The sequence below is a fragment of the Rhizobium sp. BK060 genome (genome assembly GCF_014193145.1).
Classification (GTDB): domain Bacteria; phylum Pseudomonadota; class Alphaproteobacteria; order Rhizobiales; family Rhizobiaceae; genus Rhizobium.
Genome location: NZ_JACHYW010000028.1, coordinates 16,415 through 36,118 on the forward strand (window position 1 = coordinate 16,415; position 19,704 = coordinate 36,118).

16 protein-coding genes and 1 pseudogene are annotated in these 19,704 nt (G+C 60.8%); 8 read left to right on the top strand and 9 right to left on the bottom strand.

Annotation, left to right across the window (positions count from 1 at the left end; all coding sequences use genetic code 11):
* The first annotated feature begins 272 nt into the window (after nt 1-272).
* Nucleotides 273-1,283, top strand: a complete 1,011-nt coding sequence (locus FHT71_RS24980) for a LysR substrate-binding domain-containing protein (RefSeq protein ID WP_132591547.1) — start codon at nt 273-275, stop codon at nt 1,281-1,283.
* Between the two features lie 25 nt (nt 1,284-1,308).
* Here the strand turns inward: FHT71_RS24980 and FHT71_RS24985 are convergent, their stop codons facing one another.
* Genes FHT71_RS24985 through FHT71_RS25010 form a run of 6 tightly spaced genes read right to left on the bottom strand, consistent with a single transcriptional unit; the run spans nt 1,309 to nt 7,634 of the window.
* A complete protein-coding gene (locus FHT71_RS24985) occupies nt 1,309-2,157 on the bottom strand; it encodes an NADPH-dependent oxidoreductase (RefSeq protein WP_183722474.1) in 849 nt (282 codons plus the stop codon).
* A gap of 20 nt (nt 2,158-2,177) precedes the next feature.
* A complete protein-coding gene (locus FHT71_RS24990) occupies nt 2,178-3,503 on the bottom strand; it encodes an LLM class flavin-dependent oxidoreductase (protein ID WP_132591551.1) in 1,326 nt (441 codons plus the stop codon).
* Nucleotides 3,500-4,720, bottom strand: coding sequence for an acyl-CoA dehydrogenase family protein (locus tag FHT71_RS24995; RefSeq protein ID WP_183722477.1), 1,221 nt, complete (start codon nt 4,718-4,720; stop codon nt 3,500-3,502). Before FHT71_RS24995 ends, FHT71_RS24990 begins: the two co-directional genes overlap by 4 nt.
* Nucleotides 4,721-4,733: 13 nt before the next feature.
* A complete protein-coding gene (locus tag FHT71_RS25000) occupies nt 4,734-5,075 on the bottom strand; it encodes a DUF3088 domain-containing protein (protein ID WP_132591555.1) in 342 nt (113 codons plus the stop codon).
* A 10-nt stretch (nt 5,076-5,085) separates the two neighbouring features.
* Nucleotides 5,086-6,444 carry an LLM class flavin-dependent oxidoreductase gene (locus FHT71_RS25005; protein WP_132591557.1) on the bottom strand — a complete coding sequence of 453 codons (1,359 nt, stop codon included), beginning with the start codon at nt 6,442-6,444 and terminating at the stop codon, nt 5,086-5,088.
* An 11-nt stretch (nt 6,445-6,455) separates the two neighbouring features.
* Entirely contained in the window at nt 6,456-7,634 is a 1,179-nt protein-coding gene (locus tag FHT71_RS25010; protein ID WP_183722480.1) for an acyl-CoA dehydrogenase family protein, read from the bottom strand.
* 309 nt (nt 7,635-7,943) lie between these two features.
* On the opposite strand from FHT71_RS25010, the gene FHT71_RS25015 reads away from it, so the two are divergent.
* The 7 genes and pseudogenes from FHT71_RS25015 to FHT71_RS32375 form a co-directional block, all read left to right on the top strand.
* A complete protein-coding gene (locus tag FHT71_RS25015) occupies nt 7,944-9,299 on the top strand; it encodes an LLM class flavin-dependent oxidoreductase (RefSeq protein ID WP_183722484.1) in 1,356 nt (451 codons plus the stop codon).
* Between the two features lie 11 nt (nt 9,300-9,310).
* A complete protein-coding gene (locus tag FHT71_RS25020; protein ID WP_132591561.1) occupies nt 9,311-10,141 on the top strand; it encodes an ABC transporter ATP-binding protein in 831 nt (276 codons plus the stop codon).
* Nucleotides 10,142-10,165: 24 nt separating this feature from the next.
* A complete protein-coding gene (locus tag FHT71_RS25025) occupies nt 10,166-11,239 on the top strand; it encodes an ABC transporter substrate-binding protein (RefSeq protein WP_132591563.1) in 1,074 nt (357 codons plus the stop codon).
* Nucleotides 11,240-11,260: 21 nt separating this feature from the next.
* The gene (locus FHT71_RS25030; protein WP_132591565.1) at nt 11,261-12,079 is read left to right on the top strand and encodes an ABC transporter permease; all 819 of its coding nucleotides are present in this window, start codon (nt 11,261-11,263) and stop codon (nt 12,077-12,079) included.
* Nucleotides 12,079-12,849 carry an ABC transporter permease gene (locus tag FHT71_RS25035; protein WP_132591567.1) on the top strand — a complete coding sequence of 257 codons (771 nt, stop codon included), beginning with the start codon at nt 12,079-12,081 and terminating at the stop codon, nt 12,847-12,849. The genes FHT71_RS25030 and FHT71_RS25035 overlap by 1 nt, the downstream gene beginning before the upstream one ends.
* A 406-nt stretch (nt 12,850-13,255) precedes the next feature.
* Nucleotides 13,256-14,854 (top strand): ABC transporter substrate-binding protein, encoded by a 1,599-nt coding sequence (locus FHT71_RS25040; RefSeq protein WP_132591569.1) that lies wholly within the window; start codon nt 13,256-13,258, stop codon nt 14,852-14,854.
* 33 nt (nt 14,855-14,887) lie between these two features.
* Nucleotides 14,888-15,573, top strand: a pseudogene (locus FHT71_RS32375) (rhodanese-like domain-containing protein); the annotation flags it as partial.
* 50 nt (nt 15,574-15,623) lie between these two features.
* Here the strand turns inward: FHT71_RS32375 and FHT71_RS25045 are convergent.
* Genes FHT71_RS25045 through ppk2 form a run of 3 tightly spaced genes read right to left on the bottom strand, consistent with a single transcriptional unit; the run spans nt 15,624 to nt 19,672 of the window.
* Complete coding sequence (locus FHT71_RS25045; RefSeq protein ID WP_183722487.1) at nt 15,624-17,573, bottom strand: adenylate/guanylate cyclase domain-containing protein; 1,950 nt, start codon at nt 17,571-17,573, stop codon at nt 15,624-15,626.
* Between the two features lie 58 nt (nt 17,574-17,631).
* The gene (locus tag FHT71_RS25050) at nt 17,632-18,780 is read right to left on the bottom strand and encodes an AI-2E family transporter (RefSeq protein ID WP_132591573.1); all 1,149 of its coding nucleotides are present in this window, start codon (nt 18,778-18,780) and stop codon (nt 17,632-17,634) included.
* A 55-nt stretch (nt 18,781-18,835) separates the two neighbouring features.
* Nucleotides 18,836-19,672, bottom strand: coding sequence for a polyphosphate kinase 2 (ppk2, locus tag FHT71_RS25055; RefSeq protein WP_132591575.1), 837 nt, complete (start codon nt 19,670-19,672; stop codon nt 18,836-18,838).
* Nucleotides 19,673-19,704 lie beyond the last annotated feature (32 nt).

The following is a 19,704-nucleotide window of genomic DNA, read 5'->3' on the forward strand; positions in this document are numbered from 1 at the left end:
CCAGCGTGCAGCGTCGTCGCGCGCATCATCGGTCCGCCCGGATGCAAACCGGAAGAATGTTTTTCTCCTCGCTGGGGAAAGGAAAACTTCGCACCGACAGCGGTGGCGTTGGGATACTACCCGCATTATTCTACTAAAAATATAGACAATTTACAAAATTGAGTTTTTGCATCTCCGATAACCGCCTGCGACGCAAGAAAATGTTCTATGAACCAGGCTACAGGAAACGCAGGTTCTCGTCTTGAAGGGGATGATTGTGGTGCAATCGCTTCATGAGCACACTTGCAAACTCCACCAGAAGGGCGCTCCAGCCCACGCTTGCGCGGCTTCCTCCGCTGACATCGCTGCGGGCCTTCGTCGCGACGGCGCGGCACCTGAACTTCGTGCGCGCTGCCGAGGAATTGCATGTCACTTCCGCAGCTGTCGGGCAGCAGATCCGCCTGTTGGAGGACTATCTCGGTCAGCCTCTTTTTAATCGCATCCGCGGCCAGCTCCAGCTGACGCCAGCGGGGTCGGCGCTGGTTCCAGGATTGACGGGCGCCTTTGACGCTGTGCTGGCGGCCATGGCTCAGTTCGTACAGTGCGACCATGAACAGCCGATCCGCGTCTCGGTTGCTCCGTCCTTTGCCAGCAAGTGGCTGATCCCGCGTCTCGATGCGCTGCGGCGAGCGGCTCCCGGGCTGCAGGTTCTCGTCGACGCTTCGACACAGTTAGCGAACCTCGATGCCGGCGATGCCGATTGCGTTATCCGCTACGGAAGCGGTCCATATCCGGGACTCATCGTCGACCACCTCTTCTCCGAAGCCGTGCTGCCGGTCTGCAGCCCGGAATTTGCCGATACCCATGCGCTATGGGACGGAGCTCAGGCAATCGAAGGCGTGCCGCTGTTGCATGAAGAGGGAGCCGAGCATGATCAATCCTGCCCGGACTGGAGCAGATGGTTGCGTGCCGCCGGACTTTCTTATCGTCCATCGCAAGGCGGGTTCCGGCTCAACCAGTCCTCTCTGGTACTTGATGCTGCGCTGGCCGGACAGGGATTGGGACTCGGCAAGATCAGGCTTGCGGAAGCTGAGATTCGATCCGGACGGTTGGTCAGCCCCTTCGGTGTGCCCCAGCCGGTCAGCTCCTCCTATTTTTTCGCCACGACCGCGCACACGGCGCGGCTGATGCGCGTCGATCTGTTTCGAGAGTGGCTGCTGGCCGAAGCCCGTACTCTGCAGACGATGGACGAGATCATCGCGCGGCGCATTCGTCCGGCGGCGGACATGATTGCCGCCGAGTGAGTCCGTCATGGGAGCTCCGCCAGCTCTATTTGAGCTGGAAACCGAGTCGGCGCGCGAATGCCGCAAGCATGTGCCTGCCCTTCAGCGCCTCGACTGTACCGATGCGGTTTCGGACCTGGTCTGTCCAGTCGATCGATGGCATGGCTTGCTCCGCCTGGAAGCGTCTCAGCACCTTGTTGTAGGTGGCAAGATCGCGTGCACGCGCTTCGTTTGCATATTGTTCGCGATGCAAGACTGTCGACTGCGGCAGACGCGGCTTCACCCCGGCGGGCTGCGCTGGATCGGGAAAACCGACGGTCAAACCGAAAGCCGGGAAAACCCCTTCCGGCAAGGCGAGTTCTCGCGCCACCGTCTCCGGATCGTTTCGTATCGCACCGATGTAGCAGGTTCCAAACCCCAGTGATTCAAGGGCCACGACGGCGTTCTGCGCTGCAAGCGCAGCATCAATCACGCCAAGCAAAAAGCTCTCGATATAGTCGAGACCCTCTGCCGCAGAGCCACCCTTTGCGGCGATCGCACGGGGTCGCGCAAGGTCAGCGAGCCAGACGAGCAGGAGAGGCGCCTGGGCGATTTGACGCTGGTTGCCGGCAACGGCATTCAGCCGGTTTTGCCGTTCTGGGTCTTCAACGGCTACGACGCTCCATGCTTGCAGATTAGACGAACTCGGTGCCGACTGCGCTGCGGCAACCGCAAGTTCGACAGCGGCATGTGGGACCGGCTTTGGCAAGTAGCTGCGCACGCTGCGGTGAGAGAGAAGTGTTTCAATGGTCTCGTTCCATTGTTCGCCGAGGTGTTGCGACTCGCGATAACGCTCGGCGGCGAGTGCCGCCAGTCGATCGGCGTCGTTTGCCTTTGTCGCAAGGGATGGCGTCATGAGATGTCCTTTTTTGGCCGTCATTCTGCTGCGGCAACGTAGGGATTCTGCGGCCGCGTGAGGCCGAGGTGGTCGCGCAGTGTCCGACCGGTGTACTCGTGTCTGAACAAGCCGCGACGACGCAGGAGCGGAACCACTTCCTCGACGAAGACATCAAGTCCATGCGGCAACACGTCCGGCATCAGGTTGAAGCCGTCCGCCGCACCAGCACAGAACCATGTCTCGATGTCGTCGGCGATCTTACCAGGCGTGCCGACAATCGTGCGATGCCCGGTGCCGCCGTTGAGCGCACGGATCACCCCCCGAACGGTCAATCCTTCCCGTCGCGCGAGTGCCAAAGTCGCGCGGAAGAATGTGTGCCCGCCGTCTGCTGGCAGCGGTATGTCGTGGGGCAAGGGAGCGTCGAGTTCGAGCCTTTTCTGATCGACCTGCAACACGCCGGCCAGCCGCGCAAGGCTGTACTCAAGGGGAATCAGATCATGCAGTTCCTCCTGCCGGCTCCTCGCCTCTGCTTCGGTGCTGCCGATGATGGTGGCGAGGCCTGCGAGTACAAGAATGCTGTCATCCGGGCGGCCATGACGGGCGGCGCGACGGCGCAAATCTCTAGCATAGCCCAGGGATTCCTCGAAGGATTGCGATGCGGAGAAGACTGCTTCGGCATGTTCGGCGGCGAGTTCGCGCCCGTCGTCGGAGCCGCCAGCCTGCACGAGAACCGGGTGGCCCTGCGGCGGGCGCGGAATATTGTGCGGCCCATGCACCGCAAAATGCTTGCCGCTGTGGGCGATCGGGTGGACGCGGCCAGTATCGACGAAGCGCCCGGTCGCCGTGTCGCCGATGAAGGCCTCTTCCTCCCAGCTGTCCCAGAGCGCCTTGACCACCGCTGCAAATTCGTTGGCGCGCTCATAGCGGCTTGCGTGGGCCACGGGCTTTTGAAGACCAAAGTTTCTGCTTTGCGCCAGGTCCGCGCTGGTGACGATGTTCCAGCCCGCGCGCCCGCCACTGGCATGGTCGAGCGTCGCAAAGCGCCGGGCGATGTTGTACGGCTCGTTGTAGGTCGTCGAGGCGGTGCCGATCAGGCCTATTCGTTCGGTATTGGCCGCGACCAGCGCGAGAACGATAGTCGGCTCCAGCGACGTCAGCGGTCGGAAATCGATCCGGTCCGAGATCGCCGCCTGATCGGCGAGGAAGACGGCGTCGAAAGTGCCTCGTTCGGCGATCTTGGCAACCTTGATGTAGTGGTTGATGTCAAAGGAGGCGCGAGGATCGCTGCCTTCCATTCGCCACGCGGCGGGCGAAAAGCCGGAGTGGAGTATATTGATGTTGAGATGAAGTTCCCGGCCGCTCATTGGAAGATCCCCGGTTCGGGATAGTCGCCGGTCAGGAACCATGAACCGACGTTGCGGGTCTTGTACTCAGCGGGATTGTGGAGCGTATGGATGCGGACGTTGCGCCAGAAGCGGTCAAAGCCGTAAGGCCGTACGGCAGAGCGGGCGCCCATAACCTCGAATATCTCGCTGGTGACGTCGAGTGCCACTTTGCCTGCCAGCACGTTGGCGGAGGCTACTGCAATGGCCGTGGCGCCGCGCTCCTCCACCGTGAGTGCCGAGCCCTTTGCATAGGCGGTGTCGATGGCGACCGCTGCCCGATCGGCGAGCGCCGTGGCGGCTTGGACCTTCGTCCAGAGTTCGCCGTATTGCCGCTTGATCCAGGGATCGTCCATATGGCGTTCGACACTGGAATAGATCCACGGGCGGGACTTCGTCACCGTGTAGTCTCGTGCGGCAATGAGAGCGCCCTGGGCGCTGCCCATGAAGACGTTGAGAAGAACGCTCTGCTGTTGCTGGGGTATGAGAAGGGCGCCCGGCTCCTTCGATCGTTCCGGCAGGATCTCCGCATCCTTCACCGTCACGTCCTCGTAGAAGACGCGACCACTGCCGGTCTGGCGCTGGCCGATGCCGTCCCAGTCGTCAGCGATGGTGATGCCAGCACGGTTGGCGGGAATGTAGGCAAAGCTGCGAGCGTTCGTCTCCTCATCTTCCCATGCGACCATCAGATAGTCGGCAACATGCGAGCCGGAGGCGAACGGCCGATAGCCGTTCAACAAGACGCCACCTTCGACCTTCTTGCCGAAGAGGCTTTTGGAAAAGCTGTTCGTGGTGTTGCCCCAGAACCAACGCCCTTCGGCCGATTGCCGAAGGATAGAGGCTGATCGTTCATCGCTCCCGCTCGTCAGCGCGTTCTGGATCGGACTGAAATGATATCCGAAGAGATGGCCGAGTGAGCCATCGACCTTGGCGAATTCGCGTACGATGCGCAGCGCCGTGGAGTAGGGCTGACCCTCGCCGCCGAGCTCTCTGGGAATCAGTAGATTGACGAGACCGCTTTCCTTGAGGAGCCGGATTTGCTCTGTCGGACGGCCGCCCTGTTGATCCCGCTCGACGGCGTCGACCGCGAAGATGTTCCTGAGTTCGACTGCCTTGGCGAGGTAGGGATTGGTCTGGTCCGGTTCGAAGAGGACGGCAGGCAACAGCGCGGGTTCGAAGCCTGAGGGTTTCGCGGTCATCGTCTTTCCTCCATCAGTCGTGAAGTCGTGGAAAGCCGTGTCGCTCGGCAAGCAGCTCAAGAATGCGACCGGTCTTGGTGACAAAATGCTTGCCCTTCCAGTCGGCAGCATCCGGCGGCGCGTTGGCGGCCAGCACCAGCACAGGCAAGGACTGATTCTCCTCGCCGACTGTATCGATCACGCGTGTGCGCGGGCGGGGGAAGAGTACTCTCTCCACGTCGATCCTGGCAGCAAGATCGGGAAAACTCGAAAGCAACCCTTCAATCGCATTGCAGTGGGGGCAGACGAAGGTCTGGCCAGGGTGCTTGGGATCCGAAAATCCGGGTGCGATGAGAAAAAGCGTGTCGCGGCTCATTGCTGTTCTCCTATTCGGCCGCGACCGCGCTGCCGTTGGCGGCAAGACGCTTCTCGGGGCGCTTGAGGCCGAGATTCTCGCGAAGCGTCGCGCCCTCGTATTCGTGGCGGAAGAGACCGCGTCGGCGCAGTTCCGGCACGACAAGCTCGATGAAGTCCACAAGCCCGCCCGGCATGACCGGGGCCATGATGTTGAAACCGTCGGCGCCATAGTTCTCGAAGCGCTCTTCCAGGGCGTCGGCGATCTCGGTTGGCGTGCCGACGACCTGCCAGTGGCCACGCGCCCCGGCGATGCGCAGATAGAGCTGACGGATCGAAAGGTTCTCGCGGCGGGCGAGATCCAGAACCAGCGCCTGCCTGCTCTTGCCAGCATTTGTCGAAGGCGGATTTTCGGGCACCGGCCCATCCAGTGGATAGTCGCGGAGGTCGATGCCGGACAGTTGTGAAATCAGATTCAAGCCGACCTCGGGCTGAATGAGGTCCTGAAGGGATTCAAATTTTTCCTGCGCCTCAGATTGCGTGCGGCCGACGACCGGGAAAATGCCGGGCAGGATCTTCAGATCCCCAGTCGATCGGCCATATTTCGCGAGCCTTCCCTTGACGTCGGCATAGAAGCTGGTGGCCTCCTCCAGGGTGATTTGGGCAGCGAAGATGGCCTCGGCCGTGCGGGCGGCAAGCTCCTTGCCGGGTTCGGAGGCTCCGGCCTGCACGACAACTGGCCGGCCCTGCGGCGAGCGCGGAATGTTGAGCGGCCCGCGCACCTTGAAGTGCCTGCCGCTGTGATTGAGGCGATGGAGCTTCGCCGGGTCGAAATACCGTCCGCTTTGGCGGTCGCGCAGGAAGGCGTCGTCCTCCCAGCTGTCCCAGAGGCCGAGCACCACATCGGCAAATTCCTCCGCCCGATCATAGCGGTCAGAATGGAGGATCTGCGTCTCGTGGCCGAAATTGTAGGCGGCGTCGGGGTCGGACGACGTCACCAGGTTCCAACCGGCCCGGCCGCCGCTCAGCCGATCGAGCGAGGCAAATTGGCGGGCGAGATTGTAAGGATCGGAATAACTGGTGGAGGCGGTGGCGATCAGGCCAATATTGCGAGTGACCGATGAAAGCGCAGAGAGCAGAGTGATCGGCTCGAAGGGATAGACGCCGCTATGAGCCTTACGACTTGCCGCTTCGACATCCTTGATGCGTGCGGCAACGCCATCTGCGAAAAAAATCGTATCGAATTTCGCCGCCTCGGCAAGCCTGGCCAGTTCCAGGTAGTTTTCGAACTCGGTGCCCACAGATGCGTCCGGATGACGCCATGCGGCGACATGGTGGCCGGTGAAGAGCAGAAAAGCGCCGAGCTTGATCTTGTCCTTGCGTCTCGCCATTGCAGTTCCTTTCAGCGATACATGGCCGGCACGGGAAATTCACCAGTCAGCAGCCAGGTGCCGACGCTGCGCTTCTTGTACTCGGCAGGATTGTGAAGCGTATGGGTCCTCACGTTGCGCCAGAAGCGATCGAAGCCGTTGGCATTGGTCGCCGAGCGCGCGCCCATGACCTCGAAGACCTCGCTGGAGACGGCAAGGCCGACCTCGCCGGCGTAGACGTTGGCGGTGGCGATATCGATCGCGGCTGCGCCACGATCCGCGGCGCTTAGCGACGGCCCTTGGGCGTAAGCCGCGCCGAGGCTGCGGGCCGCCTTGTCCGCGAGCTCCGTTGCTGCAAGCGTGCGGATATAGAGGTCGCCGTACTGGCGCTTGATCCAGGGATCATCAACGTGGCGTTCGACGCCGGAATAGATCCACGGCCGCGAGTTCGCCGTCGCATAGGAGCGACCTTCCTCCAATATTCCTTGAGCGCTGCCGACGAAGACATTGAGCAGAACGCTCTGCTGAAGAAGCGATGTCAGCGACGAATAGGGGGTCAAGGGCACGTCGGGCGAACTGATCAGTTCATCGTCGTGAACCTGAAGGTTGACGAAGCGTACCGTACCGCTTCCGGTCTGCCTTTGGCCGATGCCGTCCCAGTCGTTCTCGATGACAATGCCTTCCCGGTCGGCGGGGACGGCGGCGGTCAGCCGAGCGCCATCGGCATTCTCCCAGGAAATCTGGATATAATCGGCGATATGGGAACCAGAGGAAAACGGGCGGCTGCCGTTGATGCGCCAGCCGGTCGGCGTCTTCTCACCCGCCGACGTCTTCGACATGGCGTTTCCGGAATTGCTCCAGATCCAGTTGCCGGCCGCCGAGCCGGTCAGCCATTTTTCCTTCTGTGCAACGGAGCCGCGAAACAGAATGAGATTGAGCGGCAGATGGTGATAGCCGAAGAGATGGGCGAGCGATCCATCGGTCTTGGCAAATTCCCTGACGATGCGCAGGATCGTCAGCCATGACGCACCTTGGCCATTATATTCCCTGGCGATCTGCGCGGAGGGAAGGCCGCTTTCCTTCAGGAGCCTGATCTGTTCGACGGGCCTGCCGCCCTGTTTGTCTCTCTCGATGGCATCGAGATGAAACGTCCTGCGCAGCTCGGTCGCTTTTGCCAAGAGCGCGTCATCAACATCTGTTTCGAACGGCATAGTGCCTCCCGGGATGACGGTGGAGGGGAGGTGCGTCCCGACCTTTTCCCATCAACGGTTGGCTGGCTGACCGCTCAAGTCCAGAAATATCTGATTGATTTTACCGAAAGAAATTCTTTCGTGAGGTTGGCAAGCGGCGACCTTGTGATCGCCAGACGTCCCCGATTGGCGTGGCGGCAGAACGTCATCGTTCGAAACGCCACGTTGCCGGCTGCAAAAATCCCGCATCGTCGACCTAAATAGAATACTATTTCTATAGATAAAGATTGCTGCTGTTAGGCTATCGTCTCCCTGATCGAGGAGACTGACATGAGTGGCGCGCGACCACAGATCAAACTTGGTGCCTTTCTGTACCCGACGGGCCATCACGTGGCCGGATGGCGGCACCCGGAGGCGCAAGCGGATGCCGGCTCCAATTTCGCTCACTATATTGAGCTTGCGCAGCTGGCTGAAGCGGCGAAATTTGATCTCATTTTCATGGCCGACGGCGTCGGCACGCGCGGTACCGACATAGAGGCTCTCAGCAGGACGGCTGTCCGCTACGTGGCGCAGTTCGAGCCAATCACCTTGCTGTCCGCTCTGGCCGCGGTGACGAAAAACATCGGTTTTGTCGCCACTGCCTCCACTTCATACAACGAGCCCTACCATATCGCGCGGAAATTTGCCTCGCTCGATCACATTAGCGGCGGGCGCGCGGGTTGGAATCTCGTCACCTCGTCCAGCGAACACGAGGCGCACAATTTCGGCCGTGAGGAGCATTATGCACATGCGGAGCGATACGAGCGCGCCGAAGAGTTTGCCGACGTCGTGCGCGGACTGTGGGACACCTGGGAGGAAGACGCATTCCTGCGTGACAAGGAAAGCGGCATATACTTCGATCCGGACAAGCAGCATGTCCTCAATCACAAGGGCAAGTTTTTCAAGGTTCGCGGGCCATTGAACGTCGCCCGCGCGCCTCAGGGACAGCCGGTGCTCGTACAGGCAGGATCGTCGGAACCGGGTAAGGAACTTGCCGCGCGCACTGCGGAGGTCGTCTTCACGGCGCATCAGACAATCGAGGACGCACGCGGTTTCTACAGCGATCTGAAGGGCCGACTTGCCAAGTACGGTCGCAGGCCCGAAGAGTTGAAGATCATGCCGGGGATCTTCCCGGTCGTCGGCCGTACTCAGGCGGAGGCAGAAGCGAAATTCCAGGAGATCCAGGACCTCGTTCATCCGGTTGTCGGCCTTTCCATCTTGAACGGCATGGCCGGGGGTGTCGATCTCTCGAAATATCCTCTGGACGGCCCCATCCCGGACGTGCCGGAGACGAACGCAAGCAAGAGCCGGCAGAAGCTCCTTCTCGATCTTGCCAGACGCGAAAACCTGACGATACGCGAGCTCTATCTGAGGGTCGCAGGCGCGCGTGGCCATTGGCAGATTGTCGGCACGCCGAGCCGGATCGCGGACGAGATGGAACACTGGTTCACGACCGGCGCGGCCGATGGCTTCAATGTCATGCCGCCGCATCTGCCTGTCGGGCTACGGGACTTCACTGAGTTCGTGTTGCCGGAACTGTGGCGTCGTGGACTGTTCCGCACCGAATACCAGGGCAGAACGCTGCGCGAAAATCTCGGCCTCAGCACACCCCGGCATCCGGCGCGCGTTCAGGCCGCGGCAGAGTAGGGGCGAGCGATATGAACCGACCCCATCTCACAGTCGAGCACATAACCCGGCAGTTCCAGATCGAGCGGGAGCCGCTGATCGCGCTCGACGACATCAATCTCGATATTGCGAAGGGCGAGTTCGTAACAATCGTCGGTGCCAGCGGTTGCGGAAAATCGACGTTGCTGCGTCTCTTCGCCGGTCTGGATATCGCGACATCAGGCACCATCCGCCATGCGGGCGAGGCAGTTGTCGAACCCAGCCTCGATCGGGGCATCGTCTTTCAGGAGCCACGCCTCTTTCCCTGGCTGACTGTCGAGGAAAACGTCTCCCTTGGCCTCTTGAACAGCAAGCTGACGAGCGCGCGAAAGGCAGAGCTTGTGCGCGAACATCTAGAGCTTGTCGGGCTTTCCCGCTTTGCCAATGTCTACCCGCATCAATTATCCGGCGGCATGGCGCAGCGTGCTGGTATTGCCCGTGGCCTCGTCAGCCGGCCGAACGTCCTTCTGCTCGACGAGCCTTTCGGGGCGCTCGACGCCATCACCAAGGCGTATCTGCAGGACGAGTTGCAGGAGATCTGGGCAAAGGAAAACATCACAATGGTGCTGGTGACGCATGACGTGGAAGAGGCTGTCTATCTCGGGGATCGCGTCGTCGTCATGTCGCCGCGTCCGGGCCGCATCCGCGAAGTGGTACCGGTCAAGCTGGCGCGCCCACGTCGGCGGACGTCCAGCGATATTGCCAATGTGCGAGACCGTGTCCTGAAGAGCCTTCATGCGACGGGCGAGAATATGCAGCCCAAAGCGACGCAACGATCCGATGACGGCGGTCATGGCGAACGTGCGGTCGCGCTGGCCAGATAAGCTTCACAAGAACGGAGAAAAACTATGAAACGCGCATTTCTGTCACGCGTGGCCGCCGGCCTCGCCCTGATGCTTACCGCGTCGGCCACGGTCCGGGCGGAGGAGCCGCTGGTCATTCATGTCGGCTATGCGGCCATCGGCGTCGACAACCGCCCTTACGCGGAAGGCACGTCTGCCGCGACGGCACGAGCCGGGGAATTTCTGGAAAAGGAGTTCGCCAAGGATCCGAACATCAAGATCGAATGGACCTTCTTCAAGGGCGCGGGCCCTGCCGTGAATGAAGGCTTCGCGAATGATCAGCTCGACTTCGCCTATCAGGGTGATCTCCCCTCGCTGATCGGCCGCGCCAACGGGCTGAAGACCAAGTATCTGCTGGCAAGTGGGGCGAGAAAGCCGCTCTACCTTGCCGTCGCCAAAGATAGCGGCATCAAGTCTATCGCGGATCTGAAGGGCCGCAAGATAGCGCTACAGCGCGGCACGAACGGTCATCTGGCTGCCGTCAAGGTCTTGGAAGCCCATGGGTTGAAAGAGCGCGACGCTCAGGTCGTCAATCTCGACAGCGCCGGCACGGTTGCCGCTCTCACCAGCAAGGACATCGACGCCGCCTTCGGCGATACGCAGCTTATCAACCTTGCGGCGAAGGGTGCAGCCGATGTCATCTACACGACCAAGGGCGATGATCCGCGCTTCGGCCGCAACGCCGGCGTCATCGGCCGACAGGCGTTCATCGATGCCCATCCGGAGATAACCCAGCGGGTCGTCGATGCTTTCGTCAAGGCGGCCCAATGGTCGTCCGACGAGCCCAACCGCCCGGCACTGCTGGAACTGTGGCACAAGTCGGGGACACCCGTTCCAATTCTGGAGGAGTACTTCAAGGGCGACACGCTCGCCTATCGCAACTCGCCACTGATCGATGGCCTTCTCGTCTCGCAATACAAGGAACAGGCGGCCAAGAGCAAGGAATTCGGCCTCATCCGCCGTGATGTCGATCTCGAGAGCTGGTTCGAGCCGCGTTACCTAAACAGCGCCATAGAGCGGTTCAGCCTGCAGAACTTCTGGCAGGCCTACGGCGCCGACGGCAAGCCGGTGACCTCGTAAACCAAAATGGAGACGCAGGTGATGGCAACTTATCTTGAGCTCTCTGGCCACGAAAACATCACGAACTGGCGCAGATTTCTCAGGGGACGGTTCTTTTCGCTCTCGGCCCTGCTTCTTCCAGCGTTTCTGATTGCGCTCTGGTGGCTGGCTTCCGCAAGAGGCTGGCTACCGGAGCAAATTCTTCCTGAGCCCACCTACGTGCTGCAGACTGGCCGCGACATGATTGCGAGCGGTGAATTGCTCTACCACGCCGCCGTCAGTTTGCGGCGCGTGATCTTCGGCTTTGCTATCGGCGCGGTATTGGGCTTGGCCCTCGGCATCGCCATGGGCCTGTCTGCGCGCTTTGAAGACTATGCAAAGCCGACATTCCTCGCCTTTGCGCAGATCCCGACGCTTGGCTGGATTCCGTTGCTGATGCTGCTGGTTGGCATTGAGGAGACGCTGAAGATCGTCATCATTGCCAAGGGCGCTCTCGTGCCGATCACGCTCAATACCTTCTCCGGTATCCGCAGCGTTCCAGGCAAGTACGTGGAAGTTGGTAAGGCCCTGCGCTTCAGCCGCTGGCAGACGCTTCGGCTGATTGTCCTGCCGGGCGCCATTCCCTCCATCTTCACTGGCATCCGCTATGGCCTCACGCATGCCTGGACATCGCTTGTCGGCGTAGAGCTCCTGGCGTCCTCTGAAGGGCTCGGATACCTGCTGGTCTGGGGAAGGCAGATGTTCTGGCTGGATACCGTGATCATCGCGATGATCGTGATCGGCCTCATAGGCTTTGCCATGGACAAGGGTCTGAACGGCTCCGAAGTCTTCATCCAGCGCTGGAAAAAAGAAGGATTGTGATGGCCGCCGAAACGTCAACCAGGCTTGTCCGTATCAGGCGCGGCCTTGCGCTTCCCCTTCTTCTTCTCGTCGCATGGGAAGCCTCCGGCCGCCTCGACCTCATGGATCCCCGCTTTCTGCCGGCTATCGAAGATGTCGTGCGCACCGCCAAACGGGAGATTATCGACAACGGTCTGGCGGGTCAGCTCGGGGCGAGCCTGTTGCGCAATATCGCGGGCTTCCTGATCGGTTGCGCTCTCGGCGTCAGCTTCGGTACGCTCGTTGCCGTGACGAGGCTAGGGGATCGGCTGATCATGCCGACCTTCAACGGATTGAAGCAGATTTCCCTGCTTGCCTGGATTCCTCTCATTTCGGTGTGGTTCGGGTTCGGAGAACAGGCGAAGGTCGTCTTCGTCGCGCTCGCGGCCTTCATCCCCATCGCCCTCAACACCTATGACGGCATCAAGGATGCGCCGGCCGAACTGGTCGAGGTCGGTCGCGCACTGCGGTTTCGGCCATGGCAGCGCATTACAAAAATCTACCTGCCCTCGGCCCTGCCAACGATCGCGACCGGCATTCATCTTGGGTTGATCTACTCGTGGTTGGCGACCGTCGGGGCGGAGTATTTTCTTGCCGTTGGTCCAGGCATCGGCGGCTTGGTCATTGCCGGACGTGAGCGGTTTGACATGGCATTGGTCATGGTGGGCGTCATCATTCTCGGCCTAGTCGGCTTTGCACTCAACAGATTGGCCGGTGCAGCGGAAGCAAGGCTCTTGCGCTGGCGAGCCTGAGCGCGGCCTCCAAGCGACGTCGGGCGTCGATTGCTCGGCGTATTCACAATTTGTCCAGGCGGATTACCGTTTCCAAACATCTGCTTTGACGTCGAGTGAGTGTCTGTCGGTTCTGTACGCACCGCGCCGGCGTGCAAGCCAAATGCGCTTTCACCTCGGTTCCAAAACGATAACAGATATATGCGAAGATTCTTGCGTTTCTTCCGAGGCGTTCATTCACGCAAACATCATCCGGGAAAAGCATGGAAAATGCGCTGGTTTTCCTTAGCGCCACGCAGGCTACGAAGAATCGTCGGCATGCAATTATTCTTTTCCGGACGAGAAGAAACTTTGACTTCGCCTTTCGGGACACAACACTGAAGCTCCACTCGGCGGACCAATATCCAACCCAAGAGGAGCTCTTCGCGTGTCCATCAACCGTCGCAGTTTCAACCAGCTAATGTTGCTTGCCGGGGCGAGCACATTGCTTCCGTCGTTCTCCTTTGGGCAGGCGGCGGCGCCGGCAACAGGCGGTACCTTGAATTGGCTCTACCGGGTGGATCCGGGCAATGCTCTCTTTGCGATCAACACGTCGTCAGGGACCGGCCAGGCCATCGGTCCGAAGATTGTCGAGGGCCTTTTGACCTTCGACTTCGACGTCAAGCCGCAGCCGCTGCTGGCAACGGAGTGGTCGGTTTCCGATGACAATCTTCGCTACACTTTCAAGCTCCGCAAGGGCGTCAAGTGGCATGACGGGACGGACTTCACCTCCGCCGACGTTGCCTTTTCGATCTTCAGGCTGAAGGAGGCACACCCACGCGGCCGCATCACCTACCAGAATGTGGTCGCGGTCGAGACGCCGGATCCGCTCACCGCCGTCATCGTTCTGTCGAAGCCCGCTCCCTTCCTGCTGGCGGCGCAATCGAGTTCGGAATCGCCAATCGTGCCGAAGCATATCTTCGAGAAACTGGCGCCGGGCGATGGCCAAACGCTGCAAACGGCGATCGGTACCGGGCCGTTCAAACTGACGGAATGGGTGGCCGGCAGTCACCTGATCTTCGAGCGAAATCCTGACTATTGGGACGCCGGAAAGCCCTATCTGGATCGGATCGTCCTGCGCGTCGTGACCGATCCGGCGGCGCGGTCCGCCGCCTTGGAGACGGGCGAGGCCGACATCGGCGACAATCCCGTGCCGCTTGCCGATCTCGACCGGCTGAAACAAGATCCTCATCTGATCGTGGATACCACCACCTACGCCTATTCCGGCCCGCAGCAGCAGTTGTTCTTCAACTACGACAATCCGCTCTTTGCCAAGCGTGAGGTGAGGCTTGCCATCGCCAAGGCGATCAATCAGCAGGAGATCGTCGATGTGGCGCTTTACGGCTACGCGCAGGTTTCGCCGAGTCCTGTCAGTACGGCATTGCCGAAATGGTACGATCCGAGCGTCGTTGCGCATGCCTTCGATCCTGCCGCCGCCGAAAAGCTGCTAGACGAGGCAGGCTATCCGCGCAAGGCGGACGGCAAGCGTTTCGACCTCCGACTGACCTACAATTCCTATCTGCCGCAAGGCTATGCCGACGTCCTGAAAAGCCAGCTGGAAAAGATCGGTATCGGCATCGAGATCAAGAAGTATGACCTGCCGACGTTCCTGAAGACGGTCTACACCGACCGCGCCTTCGATCTCGTGGTGGAGTCGCTTTCGAACACGTTCGACCCGTCACTCGGCATCCAGCGCGCCTATTGGAGCAAGAACTTCAAGATTGGCCTGCCTTTCTCGAATGCCAGCCACTACGCCAACGCGCAGGCGGACGCTTTGCTCGAGGCGGCTGCTATTGAGCCGGACGAGAAGAAGCGATGGGACACCTGGAGCAAATTCCAGCACTTCATCCACGACGAGGTCGCTTCCGTGAACCTGGTTGCTGCTGGCGCCCAGATCGTTGCCAACAAGCGGGTGAAGAACTTCGTCACGGGATCGCAGGGGCTCAATTGGAGCTTCGGCGACCTGTGGATCGATCCAAACGCTTGAGATCAAAGGGCACGAACCACGACTGGACGTTCGATGGACAAGGCCACATTGATCGATTGGCTCGGCGACGGGTCGAACTGGCAGTTCTCGATATCCGGCCGGTCGCGTTGGCTGTGCTTTGCCGCTGTTTGCAGCAAATCTGCCTGCAGAACACTTGGGGTCTCGGTCGTCGAGCTCAAGGCATGGCATGATCGGGGCGAGGACGTTATCGTCCTCGATACTCGCACGCTCGGCGAATATGAAAAGGCGCATGTGCCAGGCGCCGTCGGCGTGCCGGCGCCGAGCTCCTGCTGCGCTTCAAGGACATTGTGTCCTCACCGGAGACGAAGGTCGTTGTCTCCCGCGCAGGCCTGCCGCGTGCCATTCTCGGGGCGCAGACGCTGATCGATTCCCGGGCTCCAATTTCGTCGCCTATCTTGATGGCGGTGCGCGCGGCTGGACTGAGGCAGGTTTCGATCTGGAGGTGGGCGCACGGTAACCTACGGGAAGCCGACAGAAACAGCTCGCCGCTTCGCGAGCGAGCACCTTTCGGCAAAGGACGTTCTGACGTTCATCGATCGGCAGACCGCCGAAACGTGGAATGCCGATCCGGTGCGCACGACCATCTCCTGGATGTCCGCACACCGGAGAAATTCACGCGAGCGCATCTTCCCGGATCGATCTCTTCCGAGGGCGGACAACTGCTCAGCGTATCCTACCGGACCATCGCCGTGCGCGGTAACGGTTCAGTGTCCTTTCCACCAACGAGGTACAGGACGCTTCGATGGTGTCATCCGCGAAGCTCGTAAAGCTCTGTCTGCCCTGTTCGGCCTCTGACGCTGACGGTTCCGATGGGCATGAAAGTGAAGTTCTCTTCAACCGCGTCACGGATCGCGCTGCTGACGAGGATCGAGGTTCCATAGGCGCGGTTCAGGCCCTCCAGCCGCGAGCCGATGTTTACAGTATCACCGATGGCGGTGTATTGCCGCCGGGACTCGGCGCCGACGCTGCCGACGACGGCCGGTCCTGTATGCAGGCCGAAGCGAGTGACAAGTTCGGGGCGAGCGGCGGCGCGATTGGAAGCGTTCATCGCGTCGATCGCGGCTTTCATTGACAAGGCACAGCGGCAGGCGTTTTCGACATGCTGCTCGTCACGAACGGGCGCGTTCCACATCGCGAAAATAGAGTCGCCGATATATTGCACGATAGTGCCGCCATGGCGCTCCACAATCACGTTGAGGGCTTCGAAATAAGTGGAGAGCAGCGCCACGACATCTTCGGGCGAATGCCGCTCGGAGATCGTCGTGAACTCGCGGATGTCGGTGAAGAGGACGGTGATCTCCTGCCGCGAGGCGGAGCCTATGGCCGATTGGCCGGCGATGACAATCCTGCGAACCAGCTCACGTGGCACGTAGAGCGAGAACGTTCGGATCGCATCGCGGGCGGCGCCGAGTGCTTTCCCGAGCGCGTTGACTTCGGATATCCAGGAATGCGAGACGCGGCTCTGTCTAAATTCCAGATTACCCAGTTGTCTCGCCTCGTCGGCCAATGCGTAGAGCGATCGGCTGATCAATCGGGAGATGATGATCGCGGCGATCGCGCCGGCGGCCAGGAAGGCCGCCGCGGCAGCGAGGTTGCGCCGCAGCGTTCGCTCGACAGGCCCAACTAGGTCGTCCAGCGGTGCGGCGATGACGACCGTGTAGTCCTTCAGCATACCGGCAACTTCCGCATGGAAGCTCTGGGCTAGGTACTCGCGGCCATTCACCGGAAAGCGGACAACATCACCATCCGGCAACCGGCGGCCTTGCGCCAGGTTCGTGACGGCCGGGATGGCAGGGTCCGCTCTTGCGATGTCCGCAACAGACAGCAGCCCCCCACGACGAATATTATCGCGCAGTTTCGCCATGACTGCGGGGTCGGAATGCACGATCAGGCGCCCGGTGTTGTCGAATACATAGCCATGCGCCTCTTTCGAGATCGTGCCGACATTGACAACCTCCCCCAAGGTCACGAGCATCACATCGGCGCCGATAACGACTTGGTTCCCCCCGACAGCGGGTGTAGCAAATGTCAGGGTGAGGTAGTTGGTCGCGGCTGAAATGTAGGGGCCGACTGAAGTCGTCTGTCCCTCCGAGAGCGCGGCGTGGTACCAGGGACGGGAACGCGGGTCGAAGATGTCGTCGCGGTCGGCGCGACGAGCGAGAGGACGAGTGTTCTTGTCGAAGAACATCCACGTCGTCACTGGAATGCCGATGACTTTGGTGATCGTACGAACGGCGAATGCGGCGTCGGCCGGGGCGTTCAAGGTGTCGCGCCAGGTCGGATTGGTCGCAATGTTGGTGGCCTGTATGTACGTCCCGTCTGCATAACCGGCATAGACTCCGTCTATGCGTAAGGACGACTTCAGCGCGTGCAGCAGAAGGTTCTGCTTCGCCAATAGGTCTTGGGGAGGTGGCGTAAGCATTTGGGGGACGGCAGAGGTCGTCTCGATCGCTGCATGTCCGCCGGCGAACACATTGCGGTAATCCTCGATCGTACGCAAACCGAGCTGGCGCATCTGTGCTTCGCCGGCAGAGAGGGCGGTCACCTTGCCCTGCGTATATGCCATCCACACGAGTGGCAGCGCCGTGCAGGCCAGCAGCCCGACAATGATCACGCTGAGATGCAATCGCAGCGGAAAAGCCCAGTCGGCTGCCTCCGTGGTTCCCGTCGCGGGTGATGGCTCGATGCGATGCTCCATACTTGACCCCCGAGAGCGATTGCAATGCTAGCGAGCACGAGGCCGAGGCCCCTCAGAATCAACCCGGCGCGGCGCCCTCGACATTCCTGTCCCTGTCGTCGAGCGGCAGGGTCGCGGCCGCCGGCGCGGAGGGCCACGCCCAGGCTCGCAGCAGTTCGTAAAAGACGCTGAGGACGATGGGCCCAAGAAACAGGCCGAGCAACCCGTGCGAGAGGGTTCCGCCGATGACGCCGATGAGGATCACCGGCATCGGGGTCGACAGCCCTCGGGACATCAAGATCGGCTTCAACACATTGTCCGCGACGGTGATCGGGATCGCCACGACAGTAAAGGCAAATGCCATCAATGTCGGCCAGGAGAACCATGCCCAGACGATGACCGGGACAAGAACGAGGCCCGGGCCGAGTTGCATCAAACAAAGAACGAACACGAGAAAGGTCAGGGCCCCGCGGGCCGGAATATCGAAAAAGGCGAAACACAGGCCGGAAAGGAGCGTCTGAAGGAGGGCCACGCCGATGACACCGCGCGAGACGTTGCGAACCGTTGACCCGGCCAGCCGCGCAAAACCGACACCCCTCTCTCCGCCGATGCGGACAGCCAATACCTGGATGGTTGCCGCAAGGCGAGGAGACATAGTGAGGAGGATGCCGGAGAGAATGATGGAGGCGACGAAGCTCAACACCCCGCCTCCGATCGATGCAAGCTTGGCGATGATGACGCCCATGACTTCGCGAAGAGGCGCCTGGAATTTCATGATCGTTGCAGCGAGATTGCTTGCGACCTGGTTCCAGCCGGCATAGAGGCGCTCGCCGACCACGGGCCAACCGCGTATTGCCTCGGGCGCTGCGGGCAGCGTGAAGTTGTCGGACTTCAACTGCCCGACGAGTGCCTGGGCTGCATCGGCGAAATTGACGGCGACAAGCGCCAACGGCGCGATGATGAGCACAAGGCATGCTATGACAATCACGGTAGCCGAAAGAGCTGGTCGACTTCCCAGCAGCCGGGACAGGGCATCGAACATCGGGAAGAGCGCCACCGCAAGGATCGCGGACCAGATGATGATCAGCGCGAATGGCGCAACCAGCTGCAGGCTCCAATAGGCGAACAGCCCAATGATGCCGATCCGCACCAAGTCGCTGACCCGTGCCTCCACGGAGATCTGCGCGGGACTGGTTTCCGCCGCGGTCCCGCTTTGTGGTTTCTCCATCGCGGTATTGCCTATCCCACGGGTTTCCATAGGGCGTGCCTGAACGGATCAGGGCTCATCGCGTCGTCTCCGGCACGACGTTTCTGGCGCTCTGATCCTCAACGTAATTCGATGGCCGCTTCTGCCGTTTGCCAAGGTCTGGGGCCGCAAACTTCACGCGCTCGTAAGGGATCGACTGCAGGATATGCGAAATGCAGTTGATCCGGGCGCGCTCCTTGTCGTCGGAAGGTACGATCCACCACGGTGCGTGGTTGCTGTCCGTCATCCGCAGCATCTCGTCATAGGCCCGTGTATAGTCCCACCAGCGCTGGTACGACTCGACGTCCATGGGGCTGAGTTTCCACTGCCGAACCGGATCATCGATACGGCGCTTGAAGCGGCGTTCCTGTTCTTCCTCGCTGACAGTCAGGAAATACTTGAGCAAAATGACGCCGCTTTCGACGATTGCCGCCTCGAAGCGGGGCGCCAGCTCGAGGAAACGCTGAGCCTTCTTCTCGCTGGCGAAGCCCATGACGCGGTCAACGCCTGCTCGGTTGTACCAGCTGCGGTCGAAGATCACGATCTCGCCCGCAGCTGGCAAATAGGCGATGTAGCGCTGCATGTAGATCTGGGATTTCTCGCGATCGGTGGGCGCGGGCAAGGCGACGACGCGGAACACGCGTGGACTGACCTTCTCCGTTATTCTCTTGATCATGCCGCCCTTGCCGGCGGCGTCACGGCCTTCGAAGATGATGACAATCCGAGCGCCCGATTTCTTTACCCAGGCCTGCAGATGCGCCAATTCGATCTGCAGTCGCTTGATCTCCTTATTGTAGTCCCAGGATTTGGCCTTCTTCTGCTTGCCTTTGCGTTCCGTTGGAACCTCTCGTTTCGGATCGTATGCTTCGTCCATCGCTCCCTCCATTGTTTAATGTCGCGCCGCGC